Origin of the sequence: Spiroplasma endosymbiont of Polydrusus cervinus, assembly GCF_964019755.1 — a bacterium.
Lineage (GTDB): Bacteria > Bacillota_I > Bacilli_A > Mycoplasmatales > Mycoplasmataceae > Spiroplasma.
Genome location: NZ_OZ026469.1, coordinates 890,666 through 904,330, shown reverse-complemented (window position 1 = coordinate 904,330; position 13,665 = coordinate 890,666). Strand labels below are relative to the sequence as shown.

General features: G+C 27.4%; 14 protein-coding genes, 1 other RNA gene, 3 pseudogenes and 1 riboswitch. Of the genes and pseudogenes, 9 read left to right on the top strand and 9 right to left on the bottom strand.

All coding sequences use genetic code 4. From position 1 onward, the window contains the following. The first annotated feature begins 40 nt into the window (after positions 1-40). The 6 genes and pseudogenes from rnpB to AACK78_RS07700 all read left to right on the top strand — a co-directional run. An RNA gene (gene rnpB, locus AACK78_RS05745) (RNase P RNA component class B) lies at positions 41-410 on the top strand. A 514-nt stretch (positions 411-924) separates the two neighbouring features. Further along, positions 925-1,155: a transposase gene (locus AACK78_RS05740; protein WP_338955015.1), complete on the top strand. Its 231-nt coding sequence runs from the start codon at positions 925-927 to the stop codon at positions 1,153-1,155. A 175-nt stretch (positions 1,156-1,330) separates the two neighbouring features. After that, positions 1,331-1,534: a hypothetical protein gene (locus AACK78_RS05735; RefSeq protein ID WP_338955014.1), complete on the top strand. Its 204-nt coding sequence runs from the start codon at positions 1,331-1,333 to the stop codon at positions 1,532-1,534. 51 nt (positions 1,535-1,585) lie between these two features. Beyond that, positions 1,586-1,681 carry an IS3 family transposase gene (locus tag AACK78_RS07705; RefSeq protein WP_422396864.1) on the top strand — a complete coding sequence of 32 codons (96 nt, stop codon included), beginning with the start codon at positions 1,586-1,588 and terminating at the stop codon, positions 1,679-1,681. Positions 1,682-1,829: 148 nt separating this feature from the next. Continuing rightward, on the top strand, positions 1,830-2,645 hold the full coding sequence (locus AACK78_RS05730; protein ID WP_338955012.1) for a hypothetical protein: 816 nt from the start codon (positions 1,830-1,832) through the stop codon (positions 2,643-2,645). Between the two features lie 19 nt (positions 2,646-2,664). Further along, positions 2,665-2,905 (top strand): annotated as a pseudogene (locus tag AACK78_RS07700) (IS30 family transposase); the annotation flags it as partial. A 27-nt stretch (positions 2,906-2,932) separates the two neighbouring features. Here the strand turns inward: AACK78_RS07700 and AACK78_RS05725 are convergent. The 9 genes and pseudogenes from AACK78_RS05725 to AACK78_RS07695 all read right to left on the bottom strand — a co-directional run. Beyond that, entirely contained in the window at positions 2,933-5,455 is a 2,523-nt protein-coding gene (locus tag AACK78_RS05725) for an ABC transporter permease subunit (RefSeq protein ID WP_338955011.1), read from the bottom strand. A 10-nt stretch (positions 5,456-5,465) separates the two neighbouring features. Beyond that, positions 5,466-6,242: a spermidine/putrescine ABC transporter permease gene (potB, locus tag AACK78_RS05720; RefSeq protein ID WP_338955010.1), complete on the bottom strand. Its 777-nt coding sequence runs from the start codon at positions 6,240-6,242 to the stop codon at positions 5,466-5,468. Positions 6,243-6,446: 204 nt separating this feature from the next. After that, positions 6,447-7,499, bottom strand: a complete 1,053-nt coding sequence (gene potA / locus AACK78_RS05715) for a spermidine/putrescine ABC transporter ATP-binding protein (RefSeq protein WP_338955009.1) — start codon at positions 7,497-7,499, stop codon at positions 6,447-6,449. Positions 7,500-7,523: 24 nt separating this feature from the next. Then, the gene (locus AACK78_RS05710; RefSeq protein ID WP_338955008.1) at positions 7,524-8,057 is read right to left on the bottom strand and encodes an XRE family transcriptional regulator; all 534 of its coding nucleotides are present in this window, start codon (positions 8,055-8,057) and stop codon (positions 7,524-7,526) included. 115 nt (positions 8,058-8,172) lie between these two features. Then, positions 8,173-8,994, bottom strand: a complete 822-nt coding sequence (locus AACK78_RS05705) for a Cof-type HAD-IIB family hydrolase (protein ID WP_338955007.1) — start codon at positions 8,992-8,994, stop codon at positions 8,173-8,175. 45 nt (positions 8,995-9,039) lie between these two features. Continuing rightward, complete coding sequence (gene metK / locus AACK78_RS05700; protein ID WP_338955006.1) at positions 9,040-10,191, bottom strand: methionine adenosyltransferase; 1,152 nt, start codon at positions 10,189-10,191, stop codon at positions 9,040-9,042. Positions 10,192-10,298: 107 nt separating this feature from the next. Beyond that, a riboswitch (SAM riboswitch) is annotated at positions 10,299-10,404 on the bottom strand. 249 nt (positions 10,405-10,653) lie between these two features. Then, positions 10,654-11,676 (bottom strand): tryptophan--tRNA ligase, encoded by a 1,023-nt coding sequence (gene trpS, locus AACK78_RS05695; RefSeq protein WP_338955004.1) that lies wholly within the window; start codon positions 11,674-11,676, stop codon positions 10,654-10,656. A 252-nt stretch (positions 11,677-11,928) separates the two neighbouring features. Continuing rightward, a complete protein-coding gene (locus AACK78_RS05690) occupies positions 11,929-12,504 on the bottom strand; it encodes a DDE-type integrase/transposase/recombinase (protein ID WP_338955002.1) in 576 nt (191 codons plus the stop codon). A 21-nt stretch (positions 12,505-12,525) separates the two neighbouring features. Further along, positions 12,526-12,591 (bottom strand): annotated as a pseudogene (locus AACK78_RS07695) (hypothetical protein); the annotation flags it as partial. A 226-nt stretch (positions 12,592-12,817) separates the two neighbouring features. On the opposite strand from AACK78_RS07695, the gene AACK78_RS05685 reads away from it, so the two are divergent. The 3 genes and pseudogenes from AACK78_RS05685 to AACK78_RS07690 all read left to right on the top strand — a co-directional run. Then, entirely contained in the window at positions 12,818-13,081 is a 264-nt protein-coding gene (locus AACK78_RS05685) for a transposase family protein (RefSeq protein WP_338954390.1), read from the top strand. A 78-nt stretch (positions 13,082-13,159) separates the two neighbouring features. After that, positions 13,160-13,423 carry a hypothetical protein gene (locus AACK78_RS05680; RefSeq protein ID WP_338955000.1) on the top strand — a complete coding sequence of 88 codons (264 nt, stop codon included), beginning with the start codon at positions 13,160-13,162 and terminating at the stop codon, positions 13,421-13,423. Next, positions 13,390-13,662 (top strand): annotated as a pseudogene (locus AACK78_RS07690) (hypothetical protein); the annotation flags it as partial. The gene AACK78_RS05680 and the pseudogene AACK78_RS07690, both read left to right, overlap by 34 nt. Positions 13,663-13,665: the final 3 nt, after the last annotated feature.

The following is a 13,665-nucleotide window of genomic DNA, read 5'->3' as shown; positions in this document are numbered from 1 at the left end:
TTAATTAAGAATAAAGATATAGTATAATAATTATGAGTTATAACAGAGCTAGTTGCTATTAACATTTTGTTAATAGAGGAAACTCCACGCTCGCACAGTCTGTGATGATTGTAGTGTTTGTGCTAATTTAATTCATAAAATTAGGCATAAGGGTAACTTATGACGGCTGAAAAAACTCCTACGTTATTATTAAATAATATGGAGTTTTTCCTATAAAAGTGCCACAGAAACGAGTTTTTAAAGAAATTTAAAAAATGGAACGGGTAAACCCCACAAGCGAGAAACCTAAATTTTGGTAAGGGAACTTCTTGTTTTTAAACAGAAGAAACAAGAGGATCAATTTAATGATTGATAGATAAATAACTAGTATTTTATTTTAAGAAAATAAAAACAGAACGTGGGTTATGATGTTGTAACTTTGTTAATAAAAATAGATATTAATGAACATCTAAAATAAAGTAGACATAAAAAATAGAAAATTATGTTAAAACTTTATTAATTTATTAAGGAGATGTTCTTTTATATGAAAAAAACAATAAAGAATTTAAAATAAATATTATTAATTTATACAAAAATGGAAAACCCGTAAAATTACTTTCAAAGGAATATAATGTTTCATGACATACTATTTATTTATGAATTAAAACATATAATGCAAAAGGTGAAGAAAGTTTAGAATGAGGTCATGGAACACAAATAAAAAGCAGAACCAGAAAGCATGGCGTTGCCAATAAACCATTAGAGTTACTGACAAAGAAAGAAATATATGAATATGCAAAACAATTTGAAGAATTATCAAAGTACGTATCCTTAAGCGTAAAAAATAAATATAAAAAAATTTATGAATTATCTAATATTTATACAATTGTATCTTTGTGTAAAATATTTAAAGTTTCCAGAGCTGGTTATCATAAATTATTATGTTTGGGGAAACCAAAATATAATAAATGAAATAATTTAATTGCGGATATTATTCAATCAACATATCATAATTTTAAAAGAATCTATGGTTATAATATGATTACATTATGATTAAAAAAATTATATGATTTAAATATTAATCCATGAGTAGTATATAGATATATGAAAGAAATGAAATTAAAAGCTATAATTAGAAAAAAAGATTCAATTATAAAAAACTTTCTGGTCAATTAAGATATGAAAATATTCTAAATAGAAATTTTTCTACAACTGGAATTAACCAAAAAATGGAATAGATATTACATATTTAACTACTAATAATAAAAAATATTATTTATCTATAGTAAAAGATTTTCATGCTAATGAAATTTTAGATTACCAAATTAACAAAACTCTAGATATGCCTTTTGTGGTAAAAAATATAATTAATGCTTGAATAAAAGCGGGGAAACCTAAAACATGAACTTTACAAACTGATCAAGGATTTCACTATACAAATTTTATATTTACAAATTTATGTAAAAAATTAGGAATAATAATTTCAATGTCACGAAGAGGATCTTCATCAGATAATGGTCATACTGAATCTTGATTTGGAACTTTTAAAACTTAATTTTTTGAAACATTAAAACGTATTTTTAGAAACAAAGAATATATATATAAAATGATTCCACAATATATTAAATTTTATAATGAAATTAGACCACAAAGAAAATTAAAAGGATTAAGTCCTGTTGAATACAGAATAACTCAATCCTAAATAAATTTTATTTTTTATGTAAACTTTTCTTTACATATTCATAATTTTTTTTATTTAAATTAGTTATAATTTTTTTTATAAAAATAAATTGTTTAACTTGACTTTTTTAAAAAAATTATATTTTTTATAAATAATAAAGGAAAAAATAATGAGAAAAAATAATAACAGTAATTTAATATTACAAAATGATAAGATTTGAGCACGAATTAAAAAATCAGTTTTTCATAAAGAATTATATAATCAAAGGTCAATTACTTTTAAAATTGCGACTTCTGCTATTTTTTTAGCAATGGTGGTTGAGTTAAGCTTATTAGAAGTTTTTAATGTGCCAACTCCTTGGGGAGCAACTTTTGGATTGCGTTTTTTTGATACTTTAGTAATTATTTATTCAATTTCAATTGTTGGGTTAGGATTTGGTTTATTAGAGGGAATAGCCTTACCATGAATTCATAACTTAATTGATGGGTATCATACCTGAATTGAAATGGCGTTTTTTATGATTTCTAATATTTTAGTTGTGTTTATAACATGATTTGTTTATTATATTTTATTCAATGCTTGTGCAAAAACTAGGGTGCCAGAAAATGTGACCGACCATAATATTCATGAGTATCATCATGTTAAAAAAGCTCATAATCATCATCATAAAATTAGCAATATTAATTGCGTAAAGAAAATTTTAGCATTTGTTATTATTATTCCAATATGTGCTTTAATTGAAGCAATTTTATTTCTAATTGTTGCCAAAATTTTAGTAAATATCCGTCATACTGATGTTGGTCATGATCATGACCATGATATTCACGGAATGGCTTCGATTTTTGAATCATGACAGCATACTTTAATTTTTATCGGAATTTTATTTGGAATTTTTACAGGAAAATATATTGTCAATGCTACTTTATTTTTATTATTAGAAAGACGAACAAGACAGTTGGTTGATCGCTATGGAATATATGCCTAAAATGTAAATTGTAAATACCAAATCAATAGAAAAACATTTTCAAATAAGAGTTTATTTTTGTGATCCTGGTAAACTTCGCCAGAAAGCATTAGTAGAAAGAATAAATAGAGATATAAGGCGTTGATTTGGGTTAAAATGAGCCATTAATTAATATTCGTAGTAGATTAAAATCTATTTTAGATATATTAAATACCATAATTAGACCTTGCTTGGAAAATTTTACATCAAGACAATATTTTAAAAAAATTTTTTTAAATTAAATTAGTGTTTGTTAAGATTAGTAAAATTTATTTTTTTGTGTTTAATATATTGTAAATTGTAAATGGTCCATCTGCCATTTCTGGTTGGGAAATATACATATCATTATCATCAAGTTTCGCCACCGGCACATAGTCACGACGATAATTAACCATAGCTCCTGATATTGGGCCATGTTCATTACGATAATAATTATAATTATTTTCATAATCCATTACTTGTTGGTAAGGAGAAATATAATTTGCTTCTTCAGTTAAAGCGGTTCCGTTTTGAATAATAAAATTCATAAACTTATAAGCTAAATCAGGATACTTCGCATTCTTTGCTAAAACCATATTATCACTTCAAATATTAGTTCCCTCGATTGTTGCTGGTGTTCATTCAGTTGTTGCTCGTGGTCGGGTAATAATTAATTTGGTAGCACTAGCTTCTCTACGACTCTTAGCAAATAATGTATCAGCATAAATTGCATCACCATTATATATAAAGGCAAAATCAAAGTTTCCATCCCCAACAGCGTTTATTAATTCATCATTCATTAAGGCAACATTATTATGTTTTAACAATATTGCTAATTCATGATAACCATAATCAATTTCGCTTTTTGTTGTTGGCACTGGTTTAAAATATTTTTTTTCAGTAGTCAACATAAATAAGTTTCGCGGATCATTATTAATTAAAACGCGCTTATTTGCTGCTGCTGCTCGTCATAAAATATCTCATGAAATTCCATTTGATTCAACACTATTATTTACCACATCAATAAGTTTAATTTGATCACGGCCAGCATCAGTATCTCACTCTGCTCGTTCATAACCAAATTGCCCTTTCGCTGATGATGGTAAAGTTTGATTTGCCTTTGCAAAAAAATATTTTAAGAATTCTAAATTACTTGCTGTTGGATTAACTACTAACGAAACTTCGCCTCAAAAATAAGGTAAACTATAATTTACAATTGTTTTTTCGCCACTTATTTTATTTTTATTTAAAACATTTAATAAACCATTGGCTAATGATGCGGTATGATTTTTATCAAAACATTTTGATGTTGTTGGGTCTAAATTAGCTGGCACAATACAATTTTGGTAAAATTCTGGATTTGTTTTTTGCACTGTTGCAATATCAACATTTAAATCATTAAAATATTCATTTCCAATTTTTCGTTCTGTCACCTGTTCACCATGATAATTTACATTTGGTTTAATAATGTTAAAGCTTTTATCAACTTCATTTAGTTTTTGATAATCAATTTCTTCTAAACGATTTTCTTGTGCTAACTTATTAACCATATAATCACTTGGTACCATAATGTCATAATGTGTTGTATATAGTTTGTTGTATAATGTTTCATTGCTATCATAAACACTATACTTAACTTTTACATTATATTTCTTTTCAAAATTACTAATTAAATCAACAGTAATATACCCCCCTCAGTTCGCGACGGCTAAATCATAAATATTATTATTAATATAACCCCCCGTTAATAAGGCTATTGAGCCAACAGCAATAATTGTCAACGAAACTAGTTTTCAACTTTTTGCCAATCAACGGAATTTTTTCCGAGACATTTTATTAATATTTTCTTTGATTTCTTGTTGTTCAACAAAACTTTGTTTCTTATTTTCGATTCATAAAACACTTTTATCGTATTTTTTTTCTAGTCTAATAATTTTTCAACGTAAACGTTCTTTTTGTTTTTCATTATCAAATTGCTTACTATTTAATTGATGATAAAGAAAGGCTAATTTCTTTTCATAATGCATAATATCTTTGTCTTTATAAGTTCCTTTTAACATTTCCCGGCGAAACTTATTATAATTAATTTTATAAATATTTCAACCATTTCAACCAATAATAACAATTCCAATAATTGTAATACAAATTGTTCCAAAAGCATTAATAAATGGTTTAATGCGTTTCATCGTATAAATGAATGTTGCAACGTTAACATCATCACCACCCGTAAAATAAGAAATGATAAAATCATCAAAACTCATCACAAAGGCAATTGCCGCCGCCGCAATAATAGCTGGTTTTAAAATTGGCAAAATAATTTTCCGTAATGTTTGTGATGGCTTTGCCCCCAAGTCTAATGATGCTTCAATTAATTTTGGATCCACTTTTCGTAATCGTGGGAATACCGTTAAAATAACATACGGAACATCAAATGAAATATGCGCTAAAACTAATGTTAACATTCCAAAATTTGCTCCTAAGGCAATAAATAACATCATTAACGATACGGCTGTAATAATATCAGCATTAATTAACGGAATGTTTGTAATTGATAAGGTCATTTTTTCGGTAACTCGGCGTGCTCGACTTAAACCAATCGCCGCTAACGTCCCAATGATAACTGAAACAATGGTCGAAATTACCGCGGTAAAAACTGACACAATAATACTTTTCAAAAAAGGTTGTTCACTGGCAAGTTGTTTATATCAACGATCAGAAAAACCATTAAAAATGCTCATACTTTCCCCACTATTGAAGGAAAATAAAATTAAAATCATAATTGGAATATAAATAAATAGCATAATTAATGCCATATAAGATGACTTAAAAAACTTTCTCATTTCGACGCCCCTTTCTTGTTTCAAAATATTTCGATAATCAATTTGATAGGACAATAATTAAAAAGACAATAAGCGCTAAAACAACTGATATCGCTGCGCCAATTCCAAAATTTTCCCCTTTAAAGAAATACGCTTCAATGACATCAACAATTAGATTGATGCGACCATTCCCCATAAATTTTACAATGATTAAAGACGTTGTGGCTTGAACTAATAGTAATGTTCCTCCCGCAATAATGCCTGGAATTGATTGACGAAAAATAACTTTTCAAAATGTTTTAAAACCATTTGCTCCCAAATCTTTTGAAGCTTCAATTAATGAAGTATCAATTCTATCTAAACTATTATAAATTGGTAAAATTACAAATGGCAAAAAAGCATAAACCATCCCAATAACAACTGAAATTGGCGTTCCTAGCAACCCTGGGGCAATAATATTAAACAATGTTTGCAACCCAATAATTTTTAATAACATATTAATTCAAATTGGTAGTGTTACTAAAATTCAAATATTTCTTGATAACAATTTTGATTTACAAAATGCCATCACATATACAACTGGATAAGCAATCACAATCGCAATTATGGCCGCAATTAATGAATACCCCAATGCTAAAAATAAGGCAATAACAAAATTCTGTTCTGAAAAAAATGTTACAAAGTTTTTAAAATTAATTTCAAATACCAAACTATTTCCTGTTGGTTGAATAAATGAATATAGCAAAATAATTAATAACGGTAAAACAATTAATAAAATCATAATAAGAAGGTATGGTCATAAAATTGGATTTAAACCTCTTTTAAACCATTTACTTTGTTTTGTGTGATAAGAAATTTTTAAATATTTTGTGCGGCATCAAGCAGAAAATTGCTGGCTATTTGATTTAACCCTACTACCGTGTTTTTTAAATCACCCTTTAACTTTTCCCAGTGGTTTCCCTTTGTTTTCCATCACGCTTACTCTTTAATCATCAATTTCTTTTCACATCACATGAATATCTTCAACATTTCATGAAATATCAACTTGATCACCTTCTTCAACTTTATCTGTTGAATGAATTAAATATTTCCTTTCCTTATATTTAATAATAATTTCTCAATGAACCCCTTTGAAGTTAACTCTTATAACTGTTCCTGTAAAAAACCCTTTCCCCACTGGAACAATATCAATATCTTCGGGACGAATAATAATATCAATGCGATTTTCATTTTCTCCAAAACCACGGTCAGCACAAATAAATTTTTTCCCATCAATTTCAACTAAATTGTCTTTAATAAAAATGGCATTTGAAATAATATTTGAATCACCAATAAATTGGGCCGTTCATAAGTTCTCTGGCTCATTGTAAATTTCCGCTGGCGTTCCAACTTGTTGAATTGCCCCATCATTCATCACAATAATCCGATCAGACATTGTCAATGCTTCTTCTTGATCATGGGTTACTAAAATAAAAGTAATCCCAATTTCCCCCTGCAAAGCTTTTAATTCTGTTTGCATTTTTTTTCGTAACTTAACATCTAAGGCCGCCATTGGCTCGTCTAATAATAAAACCTTTGGTTTATTAATCAAAGCACGGGCTAACGCAACCCGTTGGCATTGTCCTCCCGACAACTGCTCAACTGATTTATCTTCAAAGCCTTCTAATCCCACTAACTGTAGAAATTTTTTAACTTCCGTTTCAATAATATTATATTTATTTCGTTTAATTTTTAAACCATAAGCAATATTATCAAAAACAGTTAAATGAGGAAATAAGGCATAGTTTTGAAAAACAGTATTAACTTCGCGCTTATGAACCGGCGTTTTTAAGTAATCTTTTTCTAAAAATAATAATTCACCACTATTTGGCTGTTCAAATCCAGCAATAATTCTTAATATTGTTGTTTTACCACATCCTGATGGCCCCAGTAATGTGACAAATTCTCCCTCTTTAATGTTTAAGTTAATTCCTTTCAAAATAACCTTTCCTTCATATTGTTTTGAAATATTCCGTAACTCTAAAATATTTGTTTTCAATGCTCCTACTCCTTTTCTAATCTTTTAAAATATTGGCGGGGTTGATATTCATAATATTTCAACTATTTCACTTGTTTCATTTTTTAAATAATGTTGGTTATTACCATATAAATAAAAACTATCCCGGGTATGGGCTTCTTGTCCTTTTTGCCCCGAATAAACTACGACCGGCCCTTTTAAGACATAACCAAAAATCTGACCTTCAAAAGGTAATATCCGTTTCGATTCGCCGTGGGACTTAATTTGAATTAAAATTGGTTCTAATTTATTTACTTGGGCATTAGGAACTAATCATTCAATCCGATAATTATCTTGTTTAACCTCATAGTGTTCTTCTGCGGCATAAACAAATTTCTTATTTTTTTCTTGTTTAAAAAAATCTGCTAAGTTGGTGCCTAAAACTTCTAAAATACTTTCTAGCGTTTCAATACTTGGAGAAGAAATATCGCGTTCAAGCTGACTAATAAAACCTTTCGTTAATTCACAACGGTTTGCTAATTCTTCAATTGTTAAATTGTTTTTCTGACGTAATAATTTGATTTTTTCTCCTAGTAACATTGGTATCCCTCCCTTCGTAATTTTGTTTAATTATACTAAACTTTTTGTTTTTAAATTACGACCACATTAATTATAAAAAAAACAAAAAAAATATCAATAGTTTTGATGATATTTTTTATTTTTTAAAATATTTATTAATTGCTTTTGCTACTCCCGAATGACGATAATAGGCGGTTGTATCATCTGAAATGTTTTTAAGATGGTCTTTTGCATTTTTCATTGCAATACCAACACCAGCTCATTTTAACATTTCATAATCATTTGAGCCATCTCCCAGGGCAATAACTTCTGATGGTTGAATATTATAAATTTGAACCAGATACTCTAAAGCATCTTTTTTGTCACTTCCTTTTGGACTAATTTCTAAGTTTAAACTTTGATTTGGTAAGTACGACCAATCAAAAATATTAAATTCATATTTTACTAAAATTTTTGTTTTAAACTTTAAAACATTTTCTTTTTTACCACTAACAACAAATTTATAAGCCCGATCTTGCAAAGTACCTGGATTATGAATTAATTTTATTTTTCGTTTCGTGTGAAAACTCATTCATTTAACCATTAAACTATGTTTTGTATTAACATAAGCTAAATGTTCATTATCCACCGAATAAGCTCATAATTGCACTTTACATTCATTAGCCATATTAAAAACATTAATTAATTCGACATTTAAAAAAATAGTTTGTTGCAGAATTTTCTCTTTTGCAAAATCATAAATTACGCTTCCATTGAAAGCGATTATGGGCATCTTTTTTTCAATAACACCTATTTTTTTGGCAACTTTGCGAATTGCACCAGTACTACGACCAGTCGCAATAATTACTTTAACCCCCTTGGCCATTGCTCACTTAATTGCCGTTATATTTTGTTTTGAAATTCGATTTCTCCTTGCTGTTGTGCCATCTAAATCAAGAGCGATTAACTTATATTCCATTAGTTTTTCTCCTTTTGTTTCTTGTAGATTAATTATATCTAAAAATTAAACAACTGGTAAATATTTTATTAAACTTTGAATTTTATCCAATTTCTCCCATGGTAACTCTGTATGATAACGCCCAAAATGACCATAAATTGCTGTTTGTTGATAAATTGGCTTTTGTAATTCTAGTGTTTCAATCATTGCTTGTGGCCGAAAATCAAAATTTTCTTTGATTGCTTTTAAAATAACATCATTCGGAACAAAATTAGTGCCAAATGTTTCAACAAAAATGGAAATTGGTTCCGCAACGCCAATTGCATAAGATAATTGAATCTCGCATCGTTCTGTTAAGCCTGCTGCGACAATATTTTTTGCAACATATCGTGCCATATATGCCGCTGAGCGATCAACTTTTGTCCCATCTTTTCCTGAGAACGCTCCACCACCATGTCGAGCATAACCACCATAAGTATCAACAATAATTTTTCGTCCCGTTAAGCCAGCATCACCTTTTGGTCCGCCAATAACAAAACGACCAGTTGAATTAATTAAAACTTTAAAATCTAAATTTAATTTAAACTCATGGGCAACTGATTCCATAATTTCGGTAATGACAAATTGTTTAAATTTTGTTTCATCAATATCTTCATCATGTTGAATTGACATTAAAATTGTATCAATATAAAGATGTTTCATATTAGTTAAATCTAATGTTACTTGTGATTTCATATCTGGTCGGGCCCCAATAAAGACTCCTTTTTTCCGTAACATCGTTGCGCGCTTTACTAAAGCATGGGCAATTGAAATTGCCAATGGTATATAATTATCTGATTCGTTTGTTGCATAACCAAACATAATTCCTTGGTCCCCTGCTCCCGCTTTATCAACCCCTATTGAAATATCAGGTGATTGGGTTTTAATTAAAACTTCAATTTCACAAGTTTCTCAATCAATGCCTCATTCGGCATTATTATAGCCTATTTCTTTTAAAACTTTGCGAGCTACCGCAGCATAATCCACCTTGGCTTTTGTGGTAATTTCACCACCAATAATAACACGGTTCGTTGTAATAAAGCATTCACAAGCAACACGAGCTAATGGGTCTTCTTTTAAACATGCGTCTAAAACAGCATCTGAAATTTGATCACAAATCTTATCCGGATGACCTTCCGATACTGACTCTGATGTAAATAAAATGCGTTCTTTTTCCATTTTCTATTCTCCTTAATCATAAATAAAACCACATCAGAATAATGTGGCATTAATAACAATATTGTTACATATAAATTAATAGTTAACTTCTTTTCAATAACTAATAAATCTTATTAGTAGCATATTATTTTGCCCTGCTAAAAGCACCTTCTAGTTAAATATAGGGTTGCTAGTGGATCATCGCTTAGCGTACTAACCACTTCTGAATAAGTTTTATGTTGTTACTTGACAACATTTATATTATAACTTAAAATTAATTAATTTTAAGTTAAATTGTATATTGTAAATTAAATGCAACACTTTTTACAATATACATATTATTTAGTAAAAAGGCAAGTATTGTATTAACAATTTTAATGAAAATGATTAAACAAATTGGTATTTACAATTTACAAACATTAAAATATCGAATTGAAAGTTAATCTTTTAACAATAGGGGAACTAAAAAAGTAATGCTTTGCATTACTTTTTCTTATAATTTAAACCAATGGTATTTTTAACTTTTGTTATTTTTTTATTCGTAATTGCTCGTGCTTTTATTGCCCCTGCCTCAATTAATTCATCAATTATTTGATATTGCATTAATTTTTGGTATTTTATTTGAATTGGTTCTAAAGTGTCAATAATTGCTGTGGCGACTTGCTCTTTTAATTGACCATAATCTTGTTGAGCAAATTCCTTAACAGCGGTTTCAATTGAAACTTTTTTTAAAACAGCATAGATTGTTAGCAGGTTACTTACCCCTGGTTTTTTCTCCAGGTTATAAGTAATTTTGCCTTCTGAATCAGTTACTGCACTACGAATTTTTTTTCGAATTACATCGGAGGGATCTAATAAACTAATAAATGATTTAATATCTTTGGAAGATTTACTCATTTTTTTGGTTGGATTTTGTAAATCCATAATTTTACCACCAATTGGTGGAATAAAATCAGCTGGAATTTTAAAAAGATCTTGTTGGTAACGATTATTCATTCGTCCGGCAATATTTCGGGTTAATTCAATATGTTGTTTTTGGTCTTTTCCAACCGGAACTAAGTCAGCATCGTATAATAAAATATCGGCGGCCATTAAGGTTGGATAAGTTAATAAACCGGTTGGAATAAATTCCGTGCCATTTTCTGCTTTCATTTTAATTGACTTGTCTTTAAATTGGGTCATTCGGGATAACTCCCCAACAGTTGTATTACATAATAAAATATGGGCTAATAAAGTAACTTCTAAAATATCTGATTGTACAAAAATAATTGCTTTTTTAGGGTCCAGACCACAGGCATAATATAATGCAATCATATTTTTAATATTATTTCGTAATTCTTCTTTACTAATTGGAATTGTAATAGCATGTAAATTTGCCACAAAAATAATTAAATTATTATCTTCTTGTAATTCAATAAAATTTTTTATTGCACCAATATAATTCCCTAATGTTAATTGTCCAGTAGCAGTAATGCCTGAAACAATTGTTGGTTTTTTTTGTTCCATATGCTTTCCTTTCCTGCATAAATTTAATAATATATTTATGGCATTGTGTAGATACAAATTTGCCGTTTGTATCTCTTGTTAAATTAAATTGATAATAACATTATTTGTGTATACTGTAAAACTAAATCATAAAAAGTTAATAAAATTATAGCAAATTAAAAATAAAAAACAATAATCACAAAAAATATTAAATTAAAAATATTGTTTTTAATTTAATATTTTTTGTGATTATTGTTTTTTATTTTTAATTTGCTATAATTTTATTAACTTTTTATGATTTAGTTTTACAGTATACACATCATTAATATATTCATTATGAGATTTATAATTTTTATTATGGATTGTTCCTTTTTTAAGTAATGAATGAAAACTTTCAATAATAATGTTGTCTGCACAATGATAATTTTTACCCATTGAAATTATAATTTTGTTATCTAAACACGTACTATTGTAATCTTTAGATGTATATTGATATCCGTGATCTGAATGAATTATTATTTTATTTAAATCTTTTTTTATTTTTTTAATTTTATTAATTGCATCATTTAAATTATCAAGTACAAGTTTGTTATTATTAAATTTTGATCATTTTACATCAATAATTTCTTTAGTATATCCATCAATTATTGTTGATTGATAATGTTTTTTACCATTTCAAATTAAATAAGTTACATCAGTAAATAAAATTGAAAATCTTTCTTTAATATCATTAAAATTACGATTTACTAAATCAGGATATTTAATTATATTTTTATTTCTATTTTGTTTTATTAATATTTTTCTACGCATACGCTTTACATATTCAGCTTGAATATTATTTTCTTTCATAATTCGCAATACTTTCTTAGCATTATAAATAATGCCATAATCTTCTTTTAAATATTTGGTAATTCGACGATAACCAAATTGTTTTAAATTTTCTTCATAGACTTTTACAATATTTTTTAATGATTCGCTATCCTTACCATTACTTGAATAATTTTTATATTTATCTCAATAACTACGCTTTAAATCTGTTATATCAAGTAATAAATTTAGTGGATATTTATTAATGTTTTCTTTGATAAAAGATAGACTGCATCCAAAAAAGTAAGTAAAGAAAAAAAATATTTGCTAAACTTTAAAGGAGGTGCATTTTTATATGGCAAGAAAAGGACAAAAATTTAATAAATATACAGCATATTTTCGAAAAATGATAGTACAAGAGGTTAAAAATAATAGTATAAGTTTTATTGCAAAAAAATATCAAATTAATAAAAAAACTGTTGCTTCATGGTATGAAAATTTTAAGAAAGGAATTTTAAACACCAATAAAGGTCCAAAAGAATCATTTGAAAAAAGAGATTTAAACTATTACAAAGTTAGGTATGAATTACTAAAAAAGCTTCATGACTTTTACAATTAAATAAAAGATAGACTGCATCCAAAAAAGTAAGTAAAGAAAAAAAGTCTTTGCTAAACTTTAAAGGAGGTGTATTTTTATATGGCAAGAAAAGGACAAAAATTTAATAAATATACAGCATATTTTCGAAAAATGATAGTACACGAGGTTAAAAATAATAGTATAAGTTTTATTGCAAAAAAATATCAAATTAATAAAAAAAATGTTGCTTCATGGTATGAAAATTTTAAGAAAGGAATTTTAAACACCAATAAAGGTCCAAAAGAATCATTTGAAAAAAGAGATTTAAACTATTACAAAGTTAGGTATGAATTACTAAAAAATCTTCATGACTTTTACAATTAAATAAAAGAAAAATTGTATCTTTTATCAAAGAAAACATTAATAAATATCCACTAAATTTATTACTTGATATAACAGATTTAAAGCGTAGTTATTGAGATAAATATAAAAATTATTCAAGTAATGGTAAGGATAGCGAATCATTAAAAAATATTGTAAAAGTCTATGAAGAAAATTTAAAACAATTTGGTTATCGTCGAATTACCAAATATTTAAAAGAAGATTATGGCATTGTTTATAATGCT